This window comes from Roseateles sp. GW821-FHT09G03 (assembly GCF_059416045.1).
The window spans coordinates 114,966-139,341 of record NZ_JBWKOK010000011.1; the positions used below are offsets into that span (position 1 = coordinate 114,966).

At 62.9% G+C, this 24,376-nt stretch carries 23 protein-coding genes; 12 read left to right on the forward strand and 11 right to left on the reverse strand.

The window, feature by feature from the left end:
• The first annotated feature begins 61 nt into the window (after positions 1 to 61).
• From AC07OZ_RS28275 to AC07OZ_RS28300, 6 genes are all read left to right on the forward strand, one after another.
• On the forward strand, positions 62 to 1,516 hold the full coding sequence (locus AC07OZ_RS28275) for a HEPN/Toprim-associated domain-containing protein (RefSeq protein WP_495470340.1): 1,455 nt from the start codon (positions 62 to 64) through the stop codon (positions 1,514 to 1,516).
• A gap of 244 nt (positions 1,517 to 1,760) precedes the next feature.
• Complete coding sequence (locus AC07OZ_RS28280) at positions 1,761 to 3,689, forward strand: HAD hydrolase family protein (RefSeq protein ID WP_495470341.1); 1,929 nt, start codon at positions 1,761 to 1,763, stop codon at positions 3,687 to 3,689.
• A gap of 32 nt (positions 3,690 to 3,721) precedes the next feature.
• Positions 3,722 to 4,840 (forward strand): phosphoribosyltransferase-like protein, encoded by a 1,119-nt coding sequence (locus AC07OZ_RS28285; protein ID WP_495470342.1) that lies wholly within the window; start codon positions 3,722 to 3,724, stop codon positions 4,838 to 4,840.
• Positions 4,833 to 6,752 carry a hypothetical protein gene (locus tag AC07OZ_RS28290; protein WP_495470343.1) on the forward strand — a complete coding sequence of 640 codons (1,920 nt, stop codon included), beginning with the start codon at positions 4,833 to 4,835 and terminating at the stop codon, positions 6,750 to 6,752. The genes AC07OZ_RS28285 and AC07OZ_RS28290 overlap by 8 nt, the downstream gene beginning before the upstream one ends.
• Positions 6,753 to 6,755: 3 nt before the next feature.
• Positions 6,756 to 7,811, forward strand: a complete 1,056-nt coding sequence (locus AC07OZ_RS28295) for a hypothetical protein (RefSeq protein WP_495470344.1) — start codon at positions 6,756 to 6,758, stop codon at positions 7,809 to 7,811.
• 133 nt (positions 7,812 to 7,944) lie between these two features.
• Positions 7,945 to 8,898, forward strand: a complete 954-nt coding sequence (locus AC07OZ_RS28300) for a hypothetical protein (RefSeq protein WP_495470345.1) — start codon at positions 7,945 to 7,947, stop codon at positions 8,896 to 8,898.
• Here the strand turns inward: AC07OZ_RS28300 and ybiA are convergent.
• Positions 8,860 to 9,468 carry a riboflavin biosynthesis intermediates N-glycosidase gene (gene ybiA / locus AC07OZ_RS28305; protein WP_495470346.1) on the reverse strand — a complete coding sequence of 203 codons (609 nt, stop codon included), beginning with the start codon at positions 9,466 to 9,468 and terminating at the stop codon, positions 8,860 to 8,862. The two genes, AC07OZ_RS28300 and ybiA, sit on opposite strands and share 39 nt — an antisense overlap.
• On the reverse strand, positions 9,465 to 9,746 hold the full coding sequence (locus AC07OZ_RS28310) for a hypothetical protein (protein ID WP_495470347.1): 282 nt from the start codon (positions 9,744 to 9,746) through the stop codon (positions 9,465 to 9,467). Before AC07OZ_RS28310 ends, ybiA begins: the two co-directional genes overlap by 4 nt.
• 1,277 nt (positions 9,747 to 11,023) lie before the next feature.
• Here AC07OZ_RS28310 and AC07OZ_RS28315 point away from each other — a divergent pair.
• On the forward strand, positions 11,024 to 11,830 hold the full coding sequence (locus AC07OZ_RS28315; protein ID WP_495470348.1) for a hypothetical protein: 807 nt from the start codon (positions 11,024 to 11,026) through the stop codon (positions 11,828 to 11,830).
• 313 nt (positions 11,831 to 12,143) lie between these two features.
• On the opposite strand, the gene AC07OZ_RS28320 is transcribed toward AC07OZ_RS28315, so the two are convergent.
• On the reverse strand, positions 12,144 to 12,434 hold the full coding sequence (locus AC07OZ_RS28320; protein WP_495470349.1) for a helix-turn-helix transcriptional regulator: 291 nt from the start codon (positions 12,432 to 12,434) through the stop codon (positions 12,144 to 12,146).
• 286 nt (positions 12,435 to 12,720) lie between these two features.
• Between AC07OZ_RS28320 and AC07OZ_RS28325 the strand changes: the two genes are divergently transcribed.
• Entirely contained in the window at positions 12,721 to 13,014 is a 294-nt protein-coding gene (locus AC07OZ_RS28325; protein ID WP_495470350.1) for a helix-turn-helix domain-containing protein, read from the forward strand.
• A 24-nt stretch (positions 13,015 to 13,038) separates the two neighbouring features.
• Here the strand turns inward: AC07OZ_RS28325 and AC07OZ_RS28330 are convergent, their stop codons facing one another.
• From AC07OZ_RS28330 to AC07OZ_RS28340, 3 genes are all read right to left on the reverse strand, one after another.
• Entirely contained in the window at positions 13,039 to 13,374 is a 336-nt protein-coding gene (locus AC07OZ_RS28330) for a helix-turn-helix domain-containing protein (RefSeq protein WP_495470351.1), read from the reverse strand.
• Positions 13,375 to 13,990: 616 nt separating this feature from the next.
• Positions 13,991 to 15,481, reverse strand: coding sequence for a hypothetical protein (locus AC07OZ_RS28335; protein WP_495470352.1), 1,491 nt, complete (start codon positions 15,479 to 15,481; stop codon positions 13,991 to 13,993).
• A gap of 164 nt (positions 15,482 to 15,645) precedes the next feature.
• Positions 15,646 to 16,662, reverse strand: a complete 1,017-nt coding sequence (locus AC07OZ_RS28340) for a hypothetical protein (RefSeq protein ID WP_495470353.1) — start codon at positions 16,660 to 16,662, stop codon at positions 15,646 to 15,648.
• 648 nt (positions 16,663 to 17,310) lie between these two features.
• Here AC07OZ_RS28340 and AC07OZ_RS28345 point away from each other — a divergent pair.
• A complete protein-coding gene (locus AC07OZ_RS28345) occupies positions 17,311 to 17,745 on the forward strand; it encodes a hypothetical protein (RefSeq protein ID WP_495470354.1) in 435 nt (144 codons plus the stop codon).
• Positions 17,746 to 17,983: 238 nt separating this feature from the next.
• Here AC07OZ_RS28345 and AC07OZ_RS28350 read toward each other — a convergent pair whose 3' ends face one another.
• Both AC07OZ_RS28350 and AC07OZ_RS28355 read right to left on the reverse strand, forming a co-directional pair.
• Positions 17,984 to 19,462 carry an FAD-binding protein gene (locus AC07OZ_RS28350; RefSeq protein WP_495470355.1) on the reverse strand — a complete coding sequence of 493 codons (1,479 nt, stop codon included), beginning with the start codon at positions 19,460 to 19,462 and terminating at the stop codon, positions 17,984 to 17,986.
• Between the two features lie 29 nt (positions 19,463 to 19,491).
• A complete protein-coding gene (locus tag AC07OZ_RS28355) occupies positions 19,492 to 19,923 on the reverse strand; it encodes a hypothetical protein (protein WP_495470356.1) in 432 nt (143 codons plus the stop codon).
• 632 nt (positions 19,924 to 20,555) lie between these two features.
• Between AC07OZ_RS28355 and AC07OZ_RS28360 the strand changes: the two genes are divergently transcribed.
• Positions 20,556 to 21,653, forward strand: coding sequence for an IS110 family RNA-guided transposase (locus AC07OZ_RS28360; protein WP_495470357.1), 1,098 nt, complete (start codon positions 20,556 to 20,558; stop codon positions 21,651 to 21,653).
• 168 nt (positions 21,654 to 21,821) lie between these two features.
• Here the strand turns inward: AC07OZ_RS28360 and AC07OZ_RS28365 are convergent, their stop codons facing one another.
• The 3 genes from AC07OZ_RS28365 to AC07OZ_RS28375 form a co-directional block, all read right to left on the reverse strand.
• The gene (locus tag AC07OZ_RS28365; protein ID WP_495470358.1) at positions 21,822 to 22,016 is read right to left on the reverse strand and encodes a hypothetical protein; all 195 of its coding nucleotides are present in this window, start codon (positions 22,014 to 22,016) and stop codon (positions 21,822 to 21,824) included.
• 467 nt (positions 22,017 to 22,483) lie between these two features.
• Positions 22,484 to 22,861, reverse strand: coding sequence for a hypothetical protein (locus AC07OZ_RS28370; RefSeq protein WP_495470359.1), 378 nt, complete (start codon positions 22,859 to 22,861; stop codon positions 22,484 to 22,486).
• A gap of 232 nt (positions 22,862 to 23,093) precedes the next feature.
• Positions 23,094 to 23,240, reverse strand: a complete 147-nt coding sequence (locus tag AC07OZ_RS28375; protein WP_495470360.1) for a hypothetical protein — start codon at positions 23,238 to 23,240, stop codon at positions 23,094 to 23,096.
• Between the two features lie 293 nt (positions 23,241 to 23,533).
• On the opposite strand from AC07OZ_RS28375, the gene AC07OZ_RS28380 reads away from it, so the two are divergent.
• A complete protein-coding gene (locus tag AC07OZ_RS28380) occupies positions 23,534 to 23,782 on the forward strand; it encodes a hypothetical protein (protein WP_495470361.1) in 249 nt (82 codons plus the stop codon).
• Between the two features lie 69 nt (positions 23,783 to 23,851).
• Positions 23,852 to 24,292, forward strand: coding sequence for a PPC domain-containing DNA-binding protein (locus tag AC07OZ_RS28385; RefSeq protein WP_495470362.1), 441 nt, complete (start codon positions 23,852 to 23,854; stop codon positions 24,290 to 24,292).
• The last annotated feature ends 84 nt before the right edge of the window (positions 24,293 to 24,376 follow it).

The following is a 24,376-nucleotide window of genomic DNA, read 5'->3' on the forward strand; positions in this document are numbered from 1 at the left end:
CTAAAGTGGCTGCTATGCCACTGGAAACGCCATTCGCAAGAAGGAGTGGGCGGTGTTGTTGATGCGGACGTTCAGCGCGCTCTCGGCGATGACCGCCACCATGGTTGAGATCCCCGAGCCGAAGAATTTCTCCTCGGCCAACGTGAGTCCGCGAGAGCTGGGCTCTCTAGAACCGAACCGCATTCCAGGGACGAATTTGAGTACTCCGATCACGCTATCCGTCGGCGGTATTGATCTCACCTACAACACGCATTTCGTCGGTGTCGATCATGGACACCTCTTTCAAGATGCGGACCACAAGCGTCGCGCCAGCTCCCACATCAACTACGAGTACTTTAAGGATCGTCTAGATGAGCTCGCTCAGCGGGAGCTCTGTCTGTGTCGCTCTCTCGGATCGTTGATCGGCCGAATCGAGTTGCTCGGCTACACCATGGAGGCCGCGAAGGGAGAGTACGAGAGCGCTGCCGCGCAGTACCAGGAGAACCTCGAAGTTCAAGATGGTTTCCGGGGGAGAGAAAAGCGTGCCTTGATGCCTTTCGAGGCATTCATCGAGTTTGTGCGAAAGCATGCCGTGGGAGAGCTTAGCGATGAAGTCCCCACGTATGAAGAAAATGACGGGCGCGACGGGAAATGGGGCCGCTTTGCGGGCGACCCGGAGGTGCAGAGGCTGCCTAGGCCCGAGTTCTGGGACATCGGCGCGAGCTACTCCGAGCGAAGCCATTTTGGCAATCTGCTGGCATTCCTGGCGCCGTATTCCGCGCTACGTGTTCTGGCCGAGAACCCCGCCAATCTCGATCTGGATGTCGTGTGGGACTACGGCGCATTCGTCGACGCTGGCTGGGCTAGAAATGAGGACTTCGTGGCCGGGGCTCGCCGCACCGACAAGTTCTTGATCGCCACTGAAGGGACCTCGGACACAAACATCTTGAAGCGAGCGATCTCTCTCCTTCAGCCAGATGTCGAGGACTTCTTCAAGTTCATCGATCCCAAGGCTCATCCTTTCTCGGGCACCGGAAACCTGGCCAAGTTTGCTGAAGGCCTTGTCCGGATCGATGTACAGAATCGCATCGTCTTTCTGTTTGACAACGACGCGGAAGGCATCTCCGGTCTCCGATTTCTGCAAGGCCTAGAGCTGCCTGACAACATGGGCGTTCTCGTCTTGCCCGATCTAGAAGAGTTCCGCAGTTTCCCAGCGATTGGACCGGAGGGCGTTTCGAGCGTGGACATCAACGGACGAGCCGCGGCGATCGAGTGCTATCTCGATTTGCGGCTCCGTGGCATCGACCGTGCGCCGATGGTTAGATGGTCCAACTACAAGAAGGACGTGGAGTCCTATCAAGGGGCGCTGGAGTTCAAGGAGACCTACTGCAAGGCGTTCTTCGGGGCTTCCGACGCATCGATCCTCGATGGGAGCTATGACGTTCGCAAACTTCGGTACGTGCTGGATGCGCTCATTCGAAAGTGCGTGACGCTCGCGGCGGACGTTCGCACACGCCATCCTCGTTCCCCGGCTTAACTCGCGAGGAGCAGCGCCAATGGCAGCTCGTCGCGACGGACAAGCGCCCAAGGTGGCGCGGGCTGGACGGTTCATCGTGCGAAGTCTGTGCAGCGCGCGCTGGCGGTGTTAACGTCGAAAAAACAAACAGAACACGGCAGGCAGCTGACGCCTCCGCTGCGCCAGAGCTGGCGCCCTTCGCTCAAGGCATAGCCTTCGCGTTGAGAATGCGGTAGCGAAACCGCTAGGCAGCAGGGGAGCACTTTTGGGCAAACCATACTCGGACGAGCTGGATGGCTTCGCCCGTACTTTTCAGTGGGCCGGCCTGCAACAGGTCGATCAATTGCGTCGGTTCTTCAGCCGATGGAGCGGCGAGCACGTTGCGGTTGTTGGCTCCGGCGGCTCGTACTCGGCGGCGCTGGTCGTCGCCCTCTTCCGCGAAATCGCTCACCATTCGCCCACGTCGGCGGTCACGCCACTGGAGTTCGATGCCATGCTGCGGCGGCTGTCGCCGCGCGCGCTGCTGCTGTCTGCGGAGGGGAAAAACCGGGATGTGCTCGCCGCGGCACAGGCGGCGCAAGTCGCGGACCTCGGCACCGCTGCGTTGACGCTCACCACGTCAAACCCGCTGGTCGAGTTCGCCACCGCGCATGCCTCACTGCGCGCCTTCGCCTTCCAGATGGACTGGGGCAAGGATGGCTACCTGGCGACGAATTCGCTGCTGGCCACCTGCGTGCTGGCCTATCGCGCCTTCTTCGGTCAAAGCGAATTCGTCTCGAAGCTCGGACCGCTGTTCCAACCGGAGCGGCTTGCCGCACGCCGCGACTACTTCCGCTCTTGGGCGGGCCTCGAACGCGCACGCCAGTGTGGTGTGCTGGTCCTGTTCTCGGCTCAAGCCAAGCCCTTCGCGGTAGATCTGGAGTCGAAGTTTGCCGAGGCCGCACTTGCACATGTGCAGCTAGCGGACCTACGCCAGTTCGCGCACGGTCGCCATCTGCAACTTGCGACCCAGCCGCCGATGGCGGTCATCCTGGCGACCTCAGCCGAGGAAGCCCCGCTCGCCGCGGCCACGGCTCAGCTGTTGCCGCCCACCGTGCAGCAGTGGACGATCGAGCTTGATGGCCAGCGCGAGCAGGACGTGGCAATCGCGGGGCTGATCGACGCCATGTTCGTGACGGACGCGTTTGCACAGGCCGCCGGCGTCGATCCGGGTCAACCGGAGGTGCCTGCATTCGGCCGGGCGATTCATGCCATCGACTCGGCGTCGCTCCTTCAGTCTTCACCTAAGGTGCGGAGCCGGCTGGATCTTGCGGCACGCCGCAAGGAAGCATCGCAAGGCCGGCGCGAGCGGGCGGCGAATCCCAATATCGAGGCGGCTGCGGCTAACTATGCCGACGCCCTCACCCAAGCTGAGTTCAAGGCGATCGTCTGCGATTTCGACGGCACCTTGTGCCGGGCCGAGAATCGTTTCGATCCGATGGCTGCCGAACACGTGGAGCAAGTGTCTTCTTTGCTCCGCCAGGGCATGGTGCTGGCCATCGCGACGGGTCGCGGGGACTCGCTGTTCAAAGACTTGCGCAAGAGCTTCGATCCGGAACTGTACGGCGCGATCACTGTGGGCTATTACAGCGGCTCTTTGATTGCCCGACTGGACGAGGATTTCGAGCAGCCGCCGGCCAACGCGGCGTTCCAGGACCTGTGGGACTGGCTCCAGAAGTCGGTGTACCACCTGCACTGCAGGCCCTTGTCAGACTTGGCTCGCGGCGGCCAGCTCAGCATCCGCCTGGACAGTGCCCATGAATGCACTCGCTTGCTCGCGGCTGTGCAGCACTGGCTCGCGCGCAATGGCTTGCGCGGCTGGCGTGCCTTCAGCTCTGGGCACTCTATCGACATCCTGGATGCGGACACCTCGAAGCGAAAGGTCGTTGCCCATGTCGCTGCGCGGTGGGCGCTCGATTCGAGCACCGAGATCCTACGCATGGGTGACGCCGGCCACGAGGGGGGCAACGACTACGAACTGCTGAGTGAAGGCCTGAGCCTGAGCTGCGAGCGCGTGTCGGTCGACTTGGCCACGTGCTGGAACTTCGGGGCGTCAGGCAGCAATCAAGTCGATGTAACCAGCGCCTACCTGCGGGGCCTCACCCGCCACGACGGCGCATTCCGTCTGCTGCCGGCCGCTCTGTTCGGCGCATAGCCTCTGATCTTCTCTCCGATCCTGAACACCCCATGAAGCACGAGACTGCCTTCAAATTCATCGGCGAGCAGCTTGAATGGACGGACGCGGATTTTGCGAAAGAGTTCCGCGAGCTGCAGCTGATGATCGATCACAAGTACGACGGCTACCAGGGCTTCCAGCCGGGTACGCGGTTCCACGTCAACCTGCTGAACTGGCTCAGTCAAGTCCGGACGAAGGCTGACAAGAAGACCATCTACCAGTTCGTCAAGGACCGGCTGGTCTACGTGAATCAGCGCGAGATGCACCACCTCGTGAGCTTGATGATGCCCACGATCGAGCGCAACGCGCATCACCGAGTGGCCAATGAGATGCGGATTCCGCTTTACCGGACCTACATCGATCAGGCTGCCATTGATCGCGTGGCGCAGTTGCTGCGGCGCACGCTCTACGTCGGGCTGAGCGATGGCGCGCGCATTGACGTCTTCCGGCGCTACAACGAAGGCAAGGTGTCCAACGAACAGGTGCTCGCCTTCAGCGAGATCACCGAACTCAAATGGCAAGACCTTCGCGACAAGCTCAGAGAGAGTCTGGAGGCGACTGGCATGGACCAAGTGGCCGCGGGCGCCAACGCGACCTTCGAGGCGATCTGTCTGGTCGATGACTTTTCGGGCTCGGGATCGTCGCTCTTGCGAAAGGATCCCATCAAAGGTTGGGGCGGCAAGATCACCAAGTTCTACACGTCCAGCGTTGCCCACGTGGGATCGTTCCTGTCCAAGAACTGCGTCCTGCACGTCCACCACCACCTGGCTTCGGACCAGGCACGCCGCCAGATCGAACAGGACCTGACGGCGTTCGCACCCGAGCACCCTCTGTTCCAGTACAGCACCTCGTTCTCGTACGTGCTGCCGCAAGAGATCGTGGTTAACGACCACACCGACGACGCCGCGCTCACGACACTGATCAAGGCGCATTACGACGTCGGCATCGAGGACGAGCACACCAAAAACGACATCTGGTACGGCTACAAGCAGTGCGGTTTGCCGCTCGTGCTGGAGCACAACACGCCCAACAACTCGATTGCGCTCCTGTGGGCCGAATCAAAACCTGAAGCGACGCCGCGCATGAAGCCGCTGTTCGCGCGTCGCAAGAGGCACTCAAGCCATGGATAACCCCTTCAAGAAGCGTCGGACGGAACTGATCACCGACCGACGCACGCTGCTCTCGCTCGTCAGTTCCGTGCCCATCGAAGAGTTCTTCGAGCCTGAGAAGAAGCAGCTGCTGGAGAAGCTAACGCTAGTGGTAGGAACACCGGGCTGCGGCAAGACAACGATCGCCCAGGTCGTCGAGTTCGAGTCGCTCTACAACTTGTGCCTGGAGACGGCCAGCCCGATTAACCGTGACCTGGTGGATGTACTCACCGGCCACGAGCTGATCAGGGATGGGCTACCGGCGATCCTGGGACATCGCTTGGCGATGTCGACGAACTTCCGCGACATCTGGGAGTTGCCCTATTCGGACCAGACACGCCTGGCCTTGCTGCGGGCCTTCCTGCAATCAAAGGCAGTCCTAGGCTGGTTCAACCAGCTGGACGTGATGGGGGTTTCGCTCGAACACGTCGAGATCGTGATGGGGGCCAATTCGGAATCGGTGTTCACGACGACAGGCGCCGACCGAGCGGAGAGTTTCCGCGAGTATGCGCGTGGCATCGAACTGGCCATCTTCAGGATCGTGACGTCGCTGGTGCCGCCGGACGAGAAGGAAATGGCGGAGAACTTCCTGAACACAAGCTACGACGTGTTCGAAGTGCTCAGGGGATTTCGGGTTCGCCGATGGCCCGGGTCGCCGGATGCGCCCATCGATTCCGACGTTGTCCTGCGCCCAATGATCATCGTCGACGACGCGCACGAACTGCATCCAACGCAGTTCACGCAGTTGCGAGATTGGTTGAAGACCAAGGCCATGGGCGTTTCGCGCTGGCTCATGTGTCGTCCGGACGTTGTGTCGGCCGACGACTACCGGGAAGCCCTGGCCAAGGATGTTGTCGCCGAAGAGGACATGCAACCGGGGTCGATCCGCGATCGCGACTACATCATGAAGTTGATGCAGTTGGGCACGGCGAAGCGCTTCAAGCACGTGGCGACGGACATCGCAACGCGCTACATCGCCAGCATCCCCGAGTTCCGCCGTCGTGGGATTTCTGACCTCAAGCCGCTGCTAAATCAGACAGCAACGGCTGAGCTTGCGCCGGGGGTCTACCGGCAGTTGGAGGAAAGGGTCGAGAAGCTCGCGCAGGAGGCGCATTTCTCAAAGGCGCTCGTGGAGTCACTGCATGCACGTGTGCGCGAGGACGTTCCTGCCGACGAGTCGCAAGCGGCGTTGCGCATCCTTATCTACCGCGAAAAGAACAAGAACCCACAGATCGACCTTCTTGGCGACGATGAACTGCTGGACGAGCCGGCGTCGGACGACAGGAAGGTCAACTCCACGGTGCTAGAAGGCGCGCGCGTGCAGCTGATGCACGAATTCGATAGGCCGTACTACTTCGGCATGGACAAGCTCATCGCGGCCAGCAACTCGAACATCGAGCAATTCGTCCGCTTGGCGGGCACCTTGGTCGACGAACTGTTGGCACGTGTGATCCGCAACCGTGAGCCGTATCTAGCGCCCAAAGCGCAGCACATCGCCTTGGTGGGCCAAGCCAAGCAGGCGATGAACGATTGGGATTTCCCGTACAACGCCATGGTTCGCGCGCTGGTGAAGGAGATCGCTGCTCAGTGCTTGGTCAAGACCTTGCAGGGGAATGCGCCGCTCGGCGCAGGCGCGAACGCCATCGGCATCCCACAGGAAGAGATGGATGCTGTCCTGCGGCGAGACGGACGTCTGGCGCGAGTGCTGCACTTTGCGTTTGCCTACAACGCTTTGGTGTTCGTGCCGGGCTATCGGTGCAAGAACAAGGTCTGGTGTTTGCTGGAACTGGGCGCGTTGCCGAACCTGGCGAATGGGCTCACGCTAAACCGCGGCGGCTTCATCGAGAGCACGCTGCGCAAGCTGCAGGCGATGGTCCCAGGGGAGGGGGCGTAGCCGATGAAACACATCGTCAGTCAGGGCGAGGACTGCGCCCAGTTTTTCAACGACTACCTCACGGCGGATCGCAAGGTGCTCTGCATCGCGACGCTGGGCTTCAACGACATCTGTTTGCACTTCCCTCAGGCTCTTGCCGGATTTGCGCAGGTGGACTTCCTGTTCCTGGTGGAGAACCGGCCCGAGGTGTCGGAGATACTGCGCGCCGCGGCCGCCCGCAACCAGGACGCGCTGATGGCGTCGCTGGCCACCCGGAACGTGACTTTCGAAGCGATCGAGATCGTGGCTTCCGACGATACGGCGAACGTGGCTGGCAGACGGGCCGCCCAGGCTTGTAGGAAAGCCCTGCAGCAGACGTACACCGATGTTTTTGTCGATGCCAGCTCGATGTCCCGCGGGGTTTGTTTCCCGGTGGTGAAGTACGTCTTCGAACAATCGAAGAGGCCGGGCCAGCCCAGCGCGCACGTGATGACGGCCGGACGCAACCGTTCGTCGATCAAGGCGCAGTCAACCTCAAGCGATTCGCCGCAGTTCGTCCATGGCTTCCAAGGGGTCATGGATACATCCAGGATGGACAAGGCCATCAAGCTCTGGATCCCGCAACTGTCGGAGAATGCAGTCACGTCGCTAAGCCGTATCCAGAGCAAGCTTGCTCCCGACGAGACATGCCCCATTCTTCCCTTCCCGTCCTGGGATCCACGCCGTGGCGACAGGCTCCTGAAGGAGTTTCAAGGGCCTTTCCTGGACGATTGGAACGTCAACCTGCTGGACGTCATCTACGCCCACGAATCGAATCCGATGGACGTCTGCGCCACGATCATGCGGATCCATCGCAGCCGCACCGACGCGCTCGCCGCTTCTTGCAATGTGCCCTCGGTCACCGTGCTGTCGCCTTCGGGCTCCAGGATCGGCAGCGTGGGAATGTTGCTGGCAGCGATGGAGCAGGATTTGCCCATCATGTACGAGGAAAGCATCGGGTACTACTCCCCGTTGTCTTCTGTGCCCGACCTCTCGCAGAATCCTCCCGACCACCTTTGGCACATCTGGCTTCGCCCATAGATCCCCAGCCGAGATCCCGCACGTGAGGACCGTAACTCCCTCTATCGCCGGTACCGGTCTCTTTGCGCTCGATGTGATCGTTCGTCTGGATGGCTCGAAGGCCCCGCCCAGACTTGGCGGGTCGGCTGGCAATGTGCTGTCGATCCTGGGCGCCCTAGGATGGGGTGCAGCGCCGGTGGGCGTGCTGGGCGATGATCTCGCAGGCCGCACCATCCGACGTGACTTCGAGCACGTGGGCGCCGACATGCGACTGCTGCGGCGTTCCCTGGACCATTGCACGCCGGTGATCTTCCAGCACCAGCTCGACCGGCAAGCTGCCGAGGATGACGCGACGCACCGCTTTACCTTTGCTTGCCCGAATTGTGGCGGCCGACGCCGTCCGCACTGGGACGACGATCCTGACTTCGCGGATGTGCGAGCGCATTTACCGCCAGCGAGGGTCTTCTACCTGGACCGGCCGACCCGGCTCGGTGTGGCGGTCGCAGAACAGTACGCATCGCATGGCGCAGTGGTCGTTTTCGAGCCTTCCGCCGTCGGCGACGACCGAGGCCTCTTCGCGAGAGCCGCGCGCGCCGCCCACGTTGTCAAGTACGCGGATGAACGGCTTGGAGATCTCGGCGCCTATCACTTGCGCCCCGACGGCATTGAGATCCAAACCTGCGGCTCACATGGCCTGCGGTTCCGCTCGGGGACGGTGGATCGGTCATGGACCTACCTGCCGGCCTTCCAACTGCCCTTCATCCACGACACGGCTGGTGCTGGCGATTGGTGCACAGCAGGCATGTTGCACGAACTGTTCGGCTCCACCGCTGACACTCTAGCCATCGATCACGACGCGGTCGAGCATGCGCTGGCGTTTGGTCAGGTACTCTCGACTCTGAACTGCATGACGGAAGGGGCTCGCGGGCTTCTGGCCACTTGGTCGCCCGAACAGATTGTTCGCGCCGCTCGTGCTGTCGCGCAATCGCGCACGGGGTCTGGACAGTTTTCCGATCAGACCTTCCGCAGCTTCGCGCACGACGTCGGTCAGACGTCGTCGACGGCCCCCTTACGCGGGGATGACTTCGGCTGCTGCTCGACGCTTTGATCGAGGTCCTGCGCTAACGGTCGCGCTCGGTCGAGCTGCACGGCTCTTCGCCGGAGCCTTGGGTTCGGCCTTGCGCTTGGTCTTCACTGGCGCCTCGGCCGCCAGAAGTTCAGCGCGCACTTCCATCAGCAGCTCGCCCAGCTTGTTCTTGCCAACGCCATTGACCTCGCCCCAGAGGCGGTTCACGGCGTTGTCCACTGTGGCGGATTCCACCAAGCGCGCGGTGCCGGTGCTTAGAAGCAGCTGCTTCAGGTCTTCATGTTGTGTGAACTTGGCCTGCAGCACGCGCTTCATGCGATCGAACTTGATTTTCGACCAGTCGGAGTTGATGTCCCATACATAGAGCCCATGGGCGGCCATAGCCAGTAGCGCGGGTGATGGCGCTTCTAACAGCCATTTCCGAACTGCAGGCTTGCGGGCCTTGCCGGCCTGATAGGCGTGCTCCGAGGTCGCGAATTTTTCGTCTTCGAATTCGATCTCGCGCCGGTAGAGATTGCTGAAGGCGCCGTACGGCTTCTCACTGGCACGGTAGAAGCGCACCTCGGTCAGCTCGGTTTCGGTCTTGGTCATTTCTGTTTCTCCTGAGCCTTGTACGCACTAGTGGAAGCTTTCGATGCTGCCGATCGCCAAAGCTCCAGCACCTTCATGGCGTCATCACCCTGCAGGGCGGACATCAAATTGAGCAGCCCATTCATTCCCATGGGCGAGGTCGCGCCGCGCATCCACTCGGACATGGTCCGTTCGCTGGTGCCGGCGATGTCCGCTAGGTCGCGATAGGTCAGGCGGCGGTCCTGAGAGACCTGAAGCCGCCGCATGATCTGACCTAATGTTTCCTGTAACTGAGACACAATAAACTATTGATTGAATAGATTTATTTGTACCACAGATACAGAAAACTGTGTGAATGCATCGACATCTCTTTTCTTGGTATGAGAGCACCCGTATCGAAATTGAGCTGCCAGAGCCACCATAGTGGGCGGGTCGCTCACCGGAAGAGCCAGGAGGCGCGGCAAAGAAATTCGGCGTGTAGAGACGGCGTCAGCAGGTCTGGACCAATGGCTCATGCGCGAAGCTGGGAGAGGTCATCTCGATGATGGCGAAGATGGCAGCGTTCTCGAACGCGCATCGATCGGCCAGGCGGCAGACTGCGTCGGCGCCTGCTTAGGAGCGGAACTGCTCGCTAGAGTCGGGCGGCCCTGTAGATCACTTTCGCCAGCCGTTCCTGCCAAGCCAAAAACTGCAACGCCGCGTAGGGGGAGCCCTCGGTCGCTGGCGATTACAGAACTGGGCGCAGTCCCTTGGCAAGCACGCCGCCTGAGCCCCTTCGCGGGCGACACGTCACCCCAAGGTTGCCGAGCGTCAGGTCCATGTTGCGGGCGAGGGCCCAGCGACAGCTCCTGCGGTACGCCGGAATCCGAGACCTGGCGCTGAAGGTGCATGACCTGCCTTGCCGAATAGGGGCACCCTTTTTCACTTCAGGGACGCTTTCCACGCACTATTCAAGCGTCGGCAAAGCTCGGAGCATCGCGCCAGTCGTTGTGTCATCCAAGGTCAAGCTCTGTCATCCCGGCGCTATGCGGGTCGATTCGGCGCAGGGCCGTTCACCTGCCACCCCATGCTCACGCCCGCTCGTTCCCCTTCAATCGTCCGGACGCCTTCGTGTGACTGCGCCGCGCACGCGCACAGCCGGTTTGCGCGCGTGGCTCCCGCGCGGCACGGCGTGGGGTGTGCCGCCCCGCTGCAACTGATGACGCGCGCGGAAATCCTCGCGCTGCTTCAGAAGTCCCGCAGCACCTTGGAGCGCTACATGGATCGACATGGCTTTCCTCGTCCGCAGGGCCCGCCCGGCTGCCAGCCGCGTTGGCGCCGCGAGGATGTCCTGGCCTGGGTGCGCAGGTACTACCCCCATGTCGCCGAGAAGGCCGGGGAGGCCGAGGCAGAGCAGACGGAGGAGGCATCGGAGGATGCCTCGACAGGCTGCTGAGCGCCGCCGTGCTCTGCGTGGCCAGCGCTCTTGCCCAAATGCCTGGGCACAACTCGCCGCAGCCCGCCCGATAACGAACCGCCGCGCGGGGCAAGGCCGCTGCGGCGTTCGCTTGAAGCGCCCGAAAGAGTCCTTGGAGCATTGAGCAAAGTGAAACTGAACCGGCTGCAGCTTTACGCCTTGTCCTGGGCGATGCCTCAAACCGAACTGGCCAAGTGGGTGGATCGCTCCACCAGTCTCATCTGGCGCATCGCCAAGGATCACAACGTCCCCACGCCGCCGGGCGGATATTGGGGCAAGGCCCGCGCGGGCAGGGCGGTCCTGCGCACGGCCTTGCCCGATCCTCAGGACTTGCGAGTGACCTCGTTGGGCATCGACGATCGGTTCGCACAGGATCTGACGCTGCTGATCCAGCAACTGCTGTGCGCCGGGCCCGAGGTGGTGCTCACGGCGCCCGCCGCAATGGCGGCGTCCGGCCGCACGACTCCCGACACCGACATCGACATCGACATCGAAACGACAGGTGTCCAGAACGCGCAGCGAGCGGGCATGCCGCCGCCGAGCGCTCGGGGCATGTCCATGCAGGAGTTGGTCAGCGATCCGCTCGGTTCGCCATCCAATGCGGCTCAGCACGAGGCGACGGCGCTGACTCACGCCCTCTTCAAGGGCGAGGTCCCCACCGCCAAGCCCGGCCCAGCCGACGCTTGCCCGGCAGGTACGGCGTGCGAGTCCGGCGAGGACTTGGTGCAGCAGTTGCTGCGCCACGCCGCAGGATTTGCGCAATGGGAAGCCAACCAACGGTTTCTGGATGCGCTGGAAGCACGGGCGCGGGCGATGCCCAGTCCCAAGCGGGAGGAACTGATGATCATCGCGCTGCAAGCGCGTGTGACCCTGATTCACCATGATCCGGTCGCGCGGTTCATGGCTTCTCAGGAGATCGCCTCGTGAGCCGCGATCGGTTCGCACATCACGACCTGTGGGCAGGCACAGCGGACGAGTTGGCGCCGAGTGGCATGTTCCCTGGTCCGCGCGCCGTCCCGCAGCAGGGCGGCGGTTGGCCCCGCGGCTGCCAGGAACTGAAAAGTCCCTCACCGCAGCGGCACGGCCGCCTGGCTTTGGCGGCCCGCCCTTGCGAATGCAGCGATACATCGGGTGGGAAGCGGTCAGTGCGCGAGGGGCTCGTCCTGGTGCCTCGTGACCACCGCGTCGGCCAACCCTGATCGAAGGAACTGGTCGTGACCGCGATTGCTGTTGGTGAGGGCTAGGGATCGTCGTCGCCCCGCTGCCGGGATGCCGGGTCCAAACCGCCGCTGGCGGGAAGTGCGTTGCCGGGCTCGCGGGCAGGTCGGTGCAAATGCGCGCGCAGGTCCCCCACGCGCCACAGCGTCAGGCCGCCGAGCCGTGTCGGCGATGGAAGTAGCTTCTGACGTCGCCAACGCCAGACCGTGGACAGTGAGATGCCATAAAGCGCCCCGACGACGGGCGCGCGGACGGTCGCGCAGTCCGGCAATGCGTCAAAGCCTCTGAGGGCTGTCAGGTCGGATTCGTCCATGAGGAAACTCCTGGGGAGGCTATGAGCGCGCACGCCGGCATCCGGGTCGACATTCGCTGCCCAACGGAGCGTCGATAGAAGGTCGGTAGCCGATCAACGCAGCCGCGTGGTTTGTCCCGCCCGCGGGGATGAGGGGGCCTTGTTGCCGAGACGCGGGGGCGGCGGGAGGCGCAACGAGTGTTGGTGGAGGCGAGAGGCGGCAATCAGACTCTGCCCCTCTGGATATAGTCGAAATTCGCATAAATCGACTTCGCATGCATCCTCGGCGACTCAAACCGCCTTGTGCATGCCGACCGTCCGCCCGACTGATCCCAAACTTGTCCTCACGCAGTTGCTGCGCGAGACGCGGGAATCTGCCGGCCTCTCCCAGGTCGAGATGGCCGAGGCGCTGGCGCTTCGGCAGACCGACATCAGCAAGATCGAGCGGGGCGTGCGCAAACTGGACGTGATGGAGCTGCGCCGGTGGGCCATCGCCGTGGGGGACAGCTTTGAGTCCTTCGCCCGCCAACTGGATGCGCGGTGGACCAAGCTGGAGCAGATCCCTCGCCGGTTGCATCCGGTGCGGCGCGCTGCGAAGTGACTCACCGGCGCCGGGCCTGCGGGCTCAACTGATTCGCGATCGACGTTGCGTTCTGGCGGGCTTGGACACAGCCCCCGCAGGCTCGTCGGCCGGCATGTGGTGCAGCGACAGGCCATCCTTCGCGAGGCGACGTTCCAGATCGGCAGCGAAACTGACCAAGTCGGTTTGGAGCGCACACAACCAGACCCAGAGCTCCACGATGTCCAGCCGCCGCTCGCCTGACTCCACGCGGCTGACCAGTGACTGGGCGCGTCCGAGCCGGCGTGCCAGATCCGATTGCCGCAGACCAAGACGCTGGCGGAGTAACCGCAGTTGAACGAGTACATCGCGGTATTGGCGGCTATGAAGTGACTTGTGCATGGGCGACCTACGCCGCAAGCGTATGGGCGCAGTCGCGGTATCCAGAAAGCGCATGACCGTGACCGCGGATCCGGCCGAACAATGCACCGGGCGTGGTCGATCTCCCAGCGCCTGACCCTGCGAGTCGCAGGCGTTGGGGCAAGCAACTTGACTTCGGAGTTGCCACGCATTGACACGGCCTGAGCGGGGCTGCCACGTGTTGGATGGCGCTGAGCGCGCGGTCGGCATGCGGCTCATCGGGTCGTACCGTGTGCCGATGTGCGAAGCGGGCAACAGCGCGTCGCTGTCTCGGGGCTCATCGCTCGGCCGCCTTGAAGCGCGATCGGAAGGACTGAGCCTGGCCCGGTACTTCTCGGAAGGACGTGGGCGGCCACGTCGATGGCGGCGACACGAGCGGTGGGCCGGCGCTGTGCGTTGCGCGTGTCGCGTTGCGGAGCGGCTCGGTGAGTCGAGGTGGCCAACGAGGCGCGCCGGAGCGCCGGCGCGGGCACGTGTGGGGGCGTGCTGGCGGCGAATGGCCTGAACGCGATCAGTCGCAGAGCGGGCTTAATTGCGTGGCTACTGTTGCGCGCCATGCAGCGCAGGGCCGGTCCGAGGCGGGCAGGCGGCCCGGCGTTCAGCGGTGGGACCAGGGGCCGAACGCGGGCGCCTCGCCGCAGATGCGCGCGAGCATGAGGTGCCAGGTCGACAGCACTTCGCGCTTCTGATCCATGTACGGCCACATGTTGTAGGTCGTGTCTTGAATGCCGCCCAGGCCGTGCGACAAGACGTGCGCACGTGCCTTGTCGTCCACGTTGACGCTGGCCAGCAGCGTCTCGACCGTGCGGCGAAGATCGGCGTACTGGAAGGGCGCACGGCACCACGGCTCTTCGACCGCCTGATTGCTGATGGAGGTACCCAGGCGTGACAGATAGGTTTGTTTCAGCGGCAACTTGGCGTTGACGCTGGAAAACAGCCATGGAGATTCCAAGTCGTCGCTGCGCGAGGCGAACCACTTGATCATTTCCAGCGCGGGCCCCTCGACGGGCAAGTAATGCAAACGAGGCTTCTTGCGCCGACCCTTGGGATCGAGCAGCAACAAGGTGGCGACTGCCGCGTTGTCCAGGTCGAGATCGAGGCGCTTGGCCGCCAAGAGCTGCTCCCCTCTCTGCCCGCCAAGGTACAGGCTCACGAGCGCGACGCGCGCGCTCAACGTGTCAACGGACTCGGAGCCGAGCATGCGCTGTCGCAGGATGGCGACGACCTCTCGCAGTTCCCGCTCGCTGAGGTAGCGGTGGCGTGCGTTCGCGAAGTCGCCCATTTCACAGACCTCCACCACGGGATTGCGGACGACAAGCGGGAACGCCATCGATGCCGGAGTCACTGCGTTGTACCGGGCCTTAAGCACCGTGCTGTAAGCCGTCTTGAGGTTGCGCCGGAGCTTCTCCGCGGTGTAGCCGACATCGCGCTCCACCAGGGGGCGAAGCAATACGTCCACGATGTCACCGGGCGTGATCAGGTGCGCGGGCGTGTCCGCCAGGGCAGACTGGCCCACGTTCTTGAATAGGCTTTTGACACTCTTGAATGAGGGAGCACCGCGGCGCTGCAGATATTCGACGTAGGCAGCGCATAGCTGCGCCAAGGTGCGATGGCCTGTGCCCGCGGCTGCGCTGGCTGCCAGCGCGGCGCTCGTGCGTTCCATGCCCGAGCTGACGGTCCGCCCCTCGGCTGGCACGGTGTTCTGGCCATCGGGAGACGCCCCCTCTTCGCGGCTCCCAAGGCTCCCGCTTGCTTCGCAGTTGCCGGCTCGACGACTCGCTGCCTTGCGCAACGCCAGATCGCGGGCCTGGGCGAGGGTGAAGAAGCCCGGCAACGCCGTCTCGTTGTAGGGTCCGACGGGCTCCCAGCATCGCGTCCCAGCGTGCATGTAGCGCAGGTAGAAGAGTTCGGAGCCGCTGGAGATCCGCATCATCAGCGAGCCGCTGCCGCGCGGGCCCGTTTTGTCCACCAAGTAGACGTCGCGACCCGTCTCGCGCGCTCTGCGCCTAGCCGCCGCGATGTGCGGTTTGCTGATTCCGTTCAGCGGCTTCAGGCGAGTCTTAGCGCGTTGCTCGTCGATCGTCGGCATCAGCATGCTCCGGGCGGAGGTTCGTGTTTGATGGGCGCAAGGCGGAGCTTCCTCGCCACGGTGTGAAAACCAGAGGTACCACTCGTCGCGTGGGCGCCGCGCAAGTCGGCGGCGCTTGCTGTGGAGAGGCTTGGCCGAGCACCCCCGCGGCGCAAGCGACCGAGTCAGCGCCTCGTTTGCAGCTGCATCAGCCAGTCTTGCCAGCCTTGCAGTTCCAGGCGCAGCAGCGGCAAGGGGACGCTGAACTTGGCACCGGGCTCCAATCGGATGTCTTGCAGCGCAGCGACTCGCGCTGCGGTCGTGCCGTTGGCCTGCAGCATGTCCTGGGCAGTGCGACGCAGGTCGCTGACATTGAAAGCATCCTTGATGCGATGCTTGCCGACCAAGTCTTGGCTGATCAGGAGGATCGCGCGGTACATGATCTCCTGTGGTAGCGGCGTGGCGGGGACGCGCGAGGGGAAGAGCCACCGCGAGTCCATCTCGCAACTCCGACGCTCGAACCACTGCAGTTGCTGCAATGCTCGTCCGCACACGGGAACCAGGTGTGAGACGTGCCTGCATTTGGAGGCGAGTCGAAGGGAAACCTCTCCGGTGTCCGTTCGCAGAATGTGCCGACGCTCCATGTTCAGCAGGGGCGCCCCTCGCTGCATGCCCAACCCGATATTGAACTGCAGGATGCGGCAGCCCAAGGCATGCGCTGGGTGGCCGGCAAGACCGTCCTCCAGCTGCTGAAGCAGATTGGCTAGCTCAAGCTCCGACAGGATGCGTAATTGCTGATGCGGTTGGGCTGCTCGCATCTGCGCGATCGCGAGCACAGGATTGGCTCGCAGATTGGCGAAGGCCGTGTACCCCTGCGCCTCCGCACTGGAGTCGACCGCGATCTTGGCGGTCCTGCGGTCCAGTCCGAACTGGAAGGCCCGATGCAGGCGTGAGCGCAGTTGCCCGGCTACTTTCTCACCGTCGCGGTCGGCGGTGTCTTTGAGCAGGGTGGCGATCTGCTCTGCAGTGACCAAGTGGGCGGGCAAGTGAGCAATCGAGGCCGATCTGATGTGGGTGCGCAGGAGATATCGCGTGTGCCCCGCATACGCTTGTCGCCGCTGCTCGCAGTGCGTCGAGAAGGCATCGCACAGCGCCCAGAACGAGCGGTTGCTGTTCGACCCCTCCAAAGAATGATCCAGCATGGTGAGCTCCTTATCGCGCCGTGGCTGAACTGGCGCGGGACGCAGGCTAGCGGCGACGAGCCCGTGGCGAAACCCAAAGTCCTGGATCGCGAGTGGACCTCTTGGAACGCGTTGCGACGCCATGCGACGAGATGGAACAGTTTGAGCGCCCTTGAGCCAAGCAACTTTTTTACGCGCGGCAGGGCTCGCGTCGCACCGTGGCGACGGCAAGGGCGCGGCGTAGGCGCGGGGTTGGGCGCGGGGTTGGGCGCGGGGTTGGCGCACAGGCCCGTGCGTGATTGCCGCTGACCGAGTGACGCCACCACGATGGACCGTGGCCGGCGCGTGGCGAACGAAGCGCGCTCGTGCAATCCATCGAACCATTGACGCGATGCGCAATGGCTCAGCCTCCTCGCCAATCTCCGTGCATCCAAGGAATGCATACAAGGCCATGTCCCGTCGCAGTCCTTGCACAGCCCCCATTCGACGCCGGGCCCAGCCCCGACCACAATCACGGCTCGTCAGCACCTTCGCGCGGTCACGCCCGTGGGAGGTGCCTCCCCATCGCATTCGCGCCTGGCGCAGGCTCTGGCATCCAAGCCCAAGAGCGTGTGGTTTGAAGCACGCGCTTGGCCCCAACTTGCACCGCCTCGCGCGGTACTCCCGTTCATGTTCTTCTCTCGTGACTGCATGGAGCTTCCCGGGTCGCAACTCGTGGCCAGACCCGATGGGCGGTTGTGGCGCGAGGTTCAGCGCGTGGGCTCACGCCCGTGGTTCCTCGCCGCGTTTGCTTCGCCCGCCGCCCCGTTGCAAGTGCAATGGGTTTGTCTCTCCTGGGACGCGGACGTGGTGGAGCGCGTCAAGACCTGTGAAGGCGAGGCGCTCCTCAAGCTGATGTGCGTGGGTCCCGTGGCGGGCGATGAATCAGGCTTGTCTGTCCGCAGCGTGCGAGAGATCTATCTGGGGAGGGTAGGAGAGGAGCCGGCCTACGTGTTCCGTGACGAGCGGGGTCACGAGTTCTGCGCCGATCTGGAAGGCACGCGTGCGTTGCAAGTGAGTGATCGTCGCCTTGTCGCGCGTATCGGAAAGCAGGTCGCGCCATGATGCGAGCTGTCCAAGCCTGGCCGCTGCCCCGGCATCACCTTGCTGGTGATCTTGGCGTCGCGCCTGGCGTCCACACGGCTGTCGGAGGGCTGCGTCGCTCCAGGGCGCCAGCGCACGGGTCATTCCATCTGGAACATCTCGGGTGTCGCTCGCCGTGCCTGGTCCCTGCGGAGCATCGAACGGCACGACGGGACATGAGCGGTTCCATCCGGACCGCCAGGAGGGCTCAAGCTCCGCGTCACGCTGGATCGTGGAACGGCATGATTTGTTCGGGTACGCGGGCTCCCCCTCGAAACAGCGGTTTCGAGTCCACGCCATGTCGCACGATCAACACCTCGTAATCGCCTAGTGGTTTGGAAGCCGCTTTCAACTTGGTCCTGGGCGTGCCAGCCGGCGCCAGGTAAATATGCTTCAACACTTGGTGCGCCGCATCCGCCGACGACAGCACGTTCGGGTTTGAGCAGGTGACCTCACTGATCATCTGTTTCGTGATGACTGTGGGAGGTGCTGTCCCCGACCCAGTGACCCGATCAAAGGGCGACGACCTTCCCGTCGCTTCGCGGATCAAGCCGAGCAGGATGTAGAACAGGAATCGATTCAGGGCAAAGCAGTAATCGGGTTCATCGGACCGCATGAGCAAGGTGGGCTCGACGCCCTTGCGCAGCACCGACGCAGCCAGCCCCTTCAGCAGATTGGAGCGGCCCCAGCGCCTGAGCAGCGTGTCGGCAACGGCATGGATCTTGTCGTGCCATTCACGAAGATCGACCGATGGACGCACATTCCGGGCTCGCCATGCATGTGCACGACGCCCGACGTCGTCGGCTGCCAAGATTGCGAACATCTCGTCAGGCTTCAACAACGGAGCGCCAACGAGGTTTTCGAGTTTCTCCAGGAGCGGCCGACCACAGAGGCCGCTGGCGACGCGTTGGAAATCCTGCAAGGCGCCGTCGCCGGCGCCAGAAATCAGAACCCTGACCGTCTTTGGTTTTCCCGCGACGCCCAGGAAAGGCTGATCGAACGGATCTTCGGACCAGAACTCGTATCCGCGATAGAGGTTGCCGGAGAATCCTCGGATCTCGACCTTTTCACCGCTGAACCCCACACACGACAGGACGGCCCCGAAGCTCAGAGGGAGCCCGGAGAGTCCAGCAACGCTGACGCCCCCCGGGCCTTCCTTGAACGTCAGCGCTCTGCCGTTCTGTCCGTCGCGCAGATCGATTTTCCCAAGGAGGATGCCGGTTCTTGGGCAATGGGTGGGGCGATTGTCGTAGTCCATCTGCCACTGGCGGGCGATGTCATCCGCGGTTCCGGTCTGGATGGTCAGTGGCAGATCGCCGGGTCGAAGGGGCCACATCGAATCCCCGCCCGTCGCCGGCCGCCAATGCGCATGCGGCCAGTCGTATTCGACCGGATCGATTACCCGTGTGGTCACTGCGTGCTGCCGTTCGAACAGACGCTTTCCCAGCTCCTGTTCTACCAGCACCACCTCGACACCGAGGCTGGATGCCGTGAGCGCGGCGCAGGCGCCAGCCGCACCGCCTCCAATAATCAACAGCGGTGCACCGGGCCCAATCAACTCGACGTCGTTGTACAGCCGCTTGACGACTGCGCATGCCCGCAGCAACTGATCGCGAATGCTTCCGGTACGCAGGCCACTGAGCTCGAACTTTCGTCGGGAAACTCGGTGGAATTCAAGCAGTTGATCCTTGTAGTGCATCTACACGAAGTTAAGGACCTACGCGACTGTTAGATCGGTTCGAACGTCTTTTCCCGAACTCTCTGTTGCCGGTCAAGCCTGGAGGTGAAGCTGGACAAATTGCTTTTGCCAGCGGCGGTGTTTTTGATGAATTTCTCAGCGATGAGCGCTGCGGCATCTTCAGGCTGTTCGACCAGCTTCACGGTGAGATGCTTTGCGGCCAAGTTGGCCGCCGAATAGCGTCGAGGCAGAGGTTCGTCCTCGCTCATGCGGGTCAGGAGAATTCCTGTCGCTCGGGTATGACGTCCGACTTCCGCCGCAATGTCGGCGATCGCGCCGTCCAAATCCCCGTAGTGATACACGGTCGCCAGAATAAGAGGGAGCCCCGAGACCTTGGTAAAGCGAATTCCGCTAGCGCTGGTGGACCAGTCGAGTGGCACGTCCTTCCCCCCAAGACGCAGACGGCGTCGTTGATTGAGCAAGCGAACACTTGGCATACAACTTCCTTGCGTTAGTGCCGCTGGCTCGCGACAGTAACAGTTCAGCCCCGCGCACATAAGATGCCCAAGTCCGGGGGCGGAGGGGCTTGACGTTCCAAGCTTACGGCTGTATTAGCAGACACACTGATGCTAGTGCTATTCAAAGAGCAACGAACCGTTAAGTAAGCATCGGAAGCCATGCCAAGTTTCGCGCCAGCCGCAGGCGCGGGTCGTAGGACCGACGCGCTACGGAATGTGGCCCTTGTCTGACAGCGGATGCCCATCCAACGGGCGCTCTGGCGCCCTGGACATCACCTGCCATCGCCGGACTGCTAACGCGCCGCCGTGCGTCCGTGGATTGAGCGACGGATTCGCCACCTCCCTTCGAACCTTATGACGAAGCCAACATCCACGGCTTGGCTGCCTGGGTCGCGCAGGCGCCGGATAGGAGCGTGCTGTGCCGCCGTCGCCGTTCGACGGCGACTTCTGGCTCGGAGGACCTCAGGAAAAAACGAGGCGCGCGATGTTTCGTTGACGACGCGGCCTGAATCCCCCGCTCCTTGGGTGCAATCCATGAGCCGGGGATCCAGCAAAGGCGCAGAATTTTGACCGGCGTGGCTGCGAGGGGGGGCGCCATGGATCTGCATGATGTCCGCTTCGTGGGGGTCGACCTGGCAAAACGGGTGTTCTCCGTCCAGTTGCAGGCCGCCAACGGCGAGGACCTGGGCAGCCGAAAGCTGAGTCGGCCGGATGTCGAGCCCTTCTTCGCGTCCTTGCCGCCGTGCACCGTGGCGATGGAAGCCTGTGCCGGCGCGGCGTACTGGTGTGAGGTGTTTGCCGCTCAAGGGCACACGCCGCTGCCCCTTCACGCCCGAGCAGTCTCTCGGCTCCGCCTGGGGCACAAGAACGACAAGAAGGACGCCGCGTTGATCCTCCTGGCGGCGCGCCTGCCGGATGCGCGCGCGGTGGTGCTGAAGTCGCGGGAACAGTTGGCGATCCTTTCACAACATCGCATGCGCGAACTTGTCATGCGCCACGAGACGGCCAGTGCCAACCAAGCGTTGGCATTCCTGTTGGAGATGGGTTGCGCACGTTGGACAACGGGTGCTTCTCTTCGCCGGGCAAGTGACGCGGACATTGCGAGCGAAGTTCGAACGATGCCCAGTGCGATGCAGTTCAGCATCACCTCAAGCGTGGCGCGGCTGCGGGCAACACACGACGAGACAGTCGAGATCACCAAGGCTCTCCAGCGCTGGCACAAGGCGGATCCACGGAGCTCGCGACTGGCGGCCGTTCCGGGCGTTGGATTCATCGCAGCCTCTGCGCTGGCCGCGTCGATCCCGCAGCCCTCTCCGTGGGCATCTGGTCGATCCTTCGCCGCGTTTCTTGGGCTGGTGCCGCTCCAGCATTCCACGGGCGGTGTGGAACGTCTGGGGAAGATCGGCCACGCTGGAGATCCCTACCTGCGGCGGATCCTCTTTCTGATCGGGCGCTGTGCCGCGATGAACTGCTACTTGCGATCGGAAGGGCCCGCCTGCCTCGTTTCGCTGCTGAAACGAAAGCACTTCAACGTTGCTTCGGCGGCGCATGCCGCGCGACTGGCTCGGACCTGCTGCCAGATGCTCATTGACGGCACCGAATTCGAGCAGACGCCAACCTGGACGCTCACACCATTCAAGGGGCGGAGCGATACTCAGCCTCAGAGGGGCGGCGAAGAACCGCTCGACAATTGATCCCGTAGTCTGTCTCGAACGTCCAGTTCTGTTCATTGCAGGGGAGTTGCCGAGCGTCGTCTGAGACCAGCATCGGACTTCGAATCCGGCGGGATGCAAGCGTCGCCCCTCTTGGCTTCTCGGGGGCCCAGGGCCGCCTCGGCGGACGCGTGGCGACAAGTTGTCAGACTATCCGCCGCGCGTCATGGCCGCGAAGGCATCCAACGCCGCCCTCTCGGCGAATTCCGGACGTTCGTACTCTCCGTCGATCGGCAGGCGCACCGGCGGTCCGACCTCTGGCGGCGGCGTGAAGACGAGGACGGCCACGAAGCCGCCGAAGGTGCCCGATTCGATGACGACTGTGGCGTCCCAACTGTCATCCAAGATGCTTCTCCATGAGGCCGAGCTTTCTGCGGCTGGCGGTCGGTGCTATCGAGTCGGACGAACGGGAGCTGGGCGGACCGAAAACTGCACTTGCACAGAATTCCTTGCTTGGGGACTGCACGCCTCCCTGCAGCTTGTCCAGCTGAATACCAGCATCGCACAGGCCGAGATGTAGGCCGAGGAACTCGCGCATATCTCTGCCTTACGTCAGTGAATCGGCGTCCCTTAGGTGCGATCGGCTAGGAGCCGGAGCATCGTGTTGAGCATCTCACCGGCGTATGCGCGTTGATCCCGAAGGTGCGTGGCAATCCGTTCGGCTTCGACAAGATCCAGCCGGGAGACTGCCGTGGCAAGGATTCGATCAAGTCGCCTGGCCTGGGTCTCAGCCTCTTGCCACGTCGTCACAGCATCCAACAACTTTGGCGCCATAGCCCGACAGAGCAATGAAGATGCCGGACGACGGTACGCTACTGAGCGCTGGGGCGTTGTATTGAGTCAAGCGCAGCAGAAAGCTTCTGCATCGATACTGGTTTGGGGAAATTGAAATCGAACAGCGTCGGTTCATAGGCGGTTTGATCGCCAGCCCGAGCGCTCCACGTCAGCGATACCAGCAGCGGCCGGAGATCGGCTTTTCTGGCTGCCAGCGCAACAGGTAATGCACTGCCCGCGCGCAGATACGGTTCCATGACGATGGCGGTAAGGCGCTCGTTGGCTAAGTAAGCCAGCGCGTCTTCGACCGTACTCACACAAATGGCTCGCCAACCCTCGAAGGTCAACCACGCCGCGACCGCCTCTGCTGCGTCGGGGTAATCATCTAGTACTAGAACTGATGGGCGCGAGGACATCACGTGCAGATGCTATCTCTCGTACGCGACGTGTACGGCTGGCAAACCTTACAGCCAATCTACAGTTCGCAAGCGTTCTCACCCTCGGAAGGGGGGATCTCCGGGAACCTCGTTTGCACTTACCTCGCAAGGAGGGAGTTGGGTATGAAGGCTGGCGTGAAGACAGCGGGCGAGGCGGCCTGTCCACCGCCCTCGGCACATCGTCGCCGCCCGGCCGACGAACCGGCACCCCTCAACGCGACCTCGGGACACCGTCAAATCGTTGGCCGGCCTCCTTGGCCTGACGATAGACGACAGCTGGTCCGATGGGGATGATCTTCAGGCTCTCGCCCATGCGCTGCGAAGCCTCGACGGTGCCGTCCTGGTGTGTTGGAGACATGATCAACTCCCGCGTCTGGCAAGAGAGCTCCTGCCCGACGACCGAATCCCCGCCCAGTGGCCTGCCCACCGTTTCGACGTGACCTGGTCGATCTCTTTTGCGGGGGGATCAGGGCGCTTCAGCCAAATTCCTCAGTCATTGCTTCCAGGAGACTCGGAGGAAGCGATCGGCGGCGGATGAGGCACCGGTCAACGGCCTGCGCACAGTCTCCTGTTGTGCGCGCGGCTGACTTCGAAAGCGCACTTGCGGCGTGTGATGGTCAGCCGAGGGCAGCCCGCTTGCCTCAGCGAGGCATGGATGACCTGCTCAATGCACTTCAATGGCCCGCGACGGTCATCACGCTTGTTGCGGCTTGGCTGGTCGGCGCTCGAAGCGCGCGCCGCAGAACATGGGGATTCTGGGTGTTCGTCCTCAGTAATGTGCTCTGGTGCATCTGGGGTGCATTTACCCAGTCCTACGCCTTGATCGTCCTGCAGGTCGGCTTGTTCGGGCTGAATCTACGCGGAGTGCGCGAAAACGAAGAGGGTTCGAGTGAGGGCTAGAAGCGTCTACGCGCTGCGGGTCTGTGGCTTGCTCTATCGGTCGCACGTCAATTCCAACCGGAGTACACGATGAAATCGAGGAAGCTGACGGATCACCCCGAGCGGAGTTTCGCGCTGGTCTTTGAGACCGGCGACGAGGTGATGTCCGTGCTGCAGCGTTTTGCGGAAGAAAACTCTCTGACGGGTTGCAGTCTCCGCGCCATCGGCGCATTCGAACGAGCTATCCTGGGCTACTTCGACTGGGAGAAGAAGGAGTACCTGCGCATCCCCGTCGATGAGCAGGTCGAGGTGCTCTCGCTCCTGGGCGACATCGCACTGGACGGGAAGAAGCCTAAGGTCCATCTCCATGCGGTGCTCGGCCGACGCGACGGATCTACCGTGGGCGGACATCTGCTAGAGGCGTTTGTGCGTCCCACGCTTGAGGTCATCGCCAGCGATGCACCGGTGCACCTGCGTCGGCGCTTCGACGCAGCTTCAGGAATCAGTCTCATCGATCCGACGGCGTGTTGAGCCATGCCGCTGCCCTTGTATGGTTGAAGCGCCGGCCCAACGGGGCTTCAATGGTGGGGTTGCTGGGGCGGAGAGACTCGCTCC

Excerpts from the sequence above, each read along its gene's own strand:
- AC07OZ_RS28340 (WP_495470353.1), bottom strand. The coding sequence starts at position 16,662 with ATGCTGGATCATTCTTTGGAGGGGTCGAACAGCAACCGCTCGTTCTGG.
- AC07OZ_RS28330 (WP_495470351.1), bottom strand. The coding sequence starts at position 13,374 with ATGCACAAGTCACTTCATAGCCGCCAATACCGCGATGTACTCGTTCAA.
- AC07OZ_RS28375 (WP_495470360.1), bottom strand. The coding sequence starts at position 23,240 with ATGTCTCCAACACACCAGGACGGCACCGTCGAGGCTTCGCAGCGCATG.
- AC07OZ_RS28325 (WP_495470350.1), top strand. The coding sequence starts at position 12,721 with ATGCCGACCGTCCGCCCGACTGATCCCAAACTTGTCCTCACGCAGTTG.
- AC07OZ_RS28360 (WP_495470357.1), top strand. The coding sequence starts at position 20,556 with ATGGATCTGCATGATGTCCGCTTCGTGGGGGTCGACCTGGCAAAACGG.
- AC07OZ_RS28385 (WP_495470362.1), top strand. The coding sequence starts at position 23,852 with ATGAAATCGAGGAAGCTGACGGATCACCCCGAGCGGAGTTTCGCGCTG.
- AC07OZ_RS28380 (WP_495470361.1), top strand. The coding sequence starts at position 23,534 with ATGGATGACCTGCTCAATGCACTTCAATGGCCCGCGACGGTCATCACG.
- AC07OZ_RS28345 (WP_495470354.1), top strand. The coding sequence starts at position 17,311 with ATGTTCTTCTCTCGTGACTGCATGGAGCTTCCCGGGTCGCAACTCGTG.
- AC07OZ_RS28290 (WP_495470343.1), top strand. The coding sequence starts at position 4,833 with ATGGATAACCCCTTCAAGAAGCGTCGGACGGAACTGATCACCGACCGA.
- AC07OZ_RS28285 (WP_495470342.1), top strand. The coding sequence starts at position 3,722 with ATGAAGCACGAGACTGCCTTCAAATTCATCGGCGAGCAGCTTGAATGG.
- AC07OZ_RS28320 (WP_495470349.1), bottom strand. The coding sequence starts at position 12,434 with ATGGACGAATCCGACCTGACAGCCCTCAGAGGCTTTGACGCATTGCCG.
- AC07OZ_RS28350 (WP_495470355.1), bottom strand. The coding sequence starts at position 19,462 with ATGCACTACAAGGATCAACTGCTTGAATTCCACCGAGTTTCCCGACGA.
- AC07OZ_RS28275 (WP_495470340.1), top strand. The coding sequence starts at position 62 with ATGCGGACGTTCAGCGCGCTCTCGGCGATGACCGCCACCATGGTTGAG.
- ybiA (WP_495470346.1), bottom strand. The coding sequence starts at position 9,468 with ATGACCAAGACCGAAACCGAGCTGACCGAGGTGCGCTTCTACCGTGCC.
- AC07OZ_RS28335 (WP_495470352.1), bottom strand. The coding sequence starts at position 15,481 with ATGCCGACGATCGACGAGCAACGCGCTAAGACTCGCCTGAAGCCGCTG.
- AC07OZ_RS28370 (WP_495470359.1), bottom strand. The coding sequence starts at position 22,861 with ATGTCCTCGCGCCCATCAGTTCTAGTACTAGATGATTACCCCGACGCA.
- AC07OZ_RS28295 (WP_495470344.1), top strand. The coding sequence starts at position 6,756 with ATGAAACACATCGTCAGTCAGGGCGAGGACTGCGCCCAGTTTTTCAAC.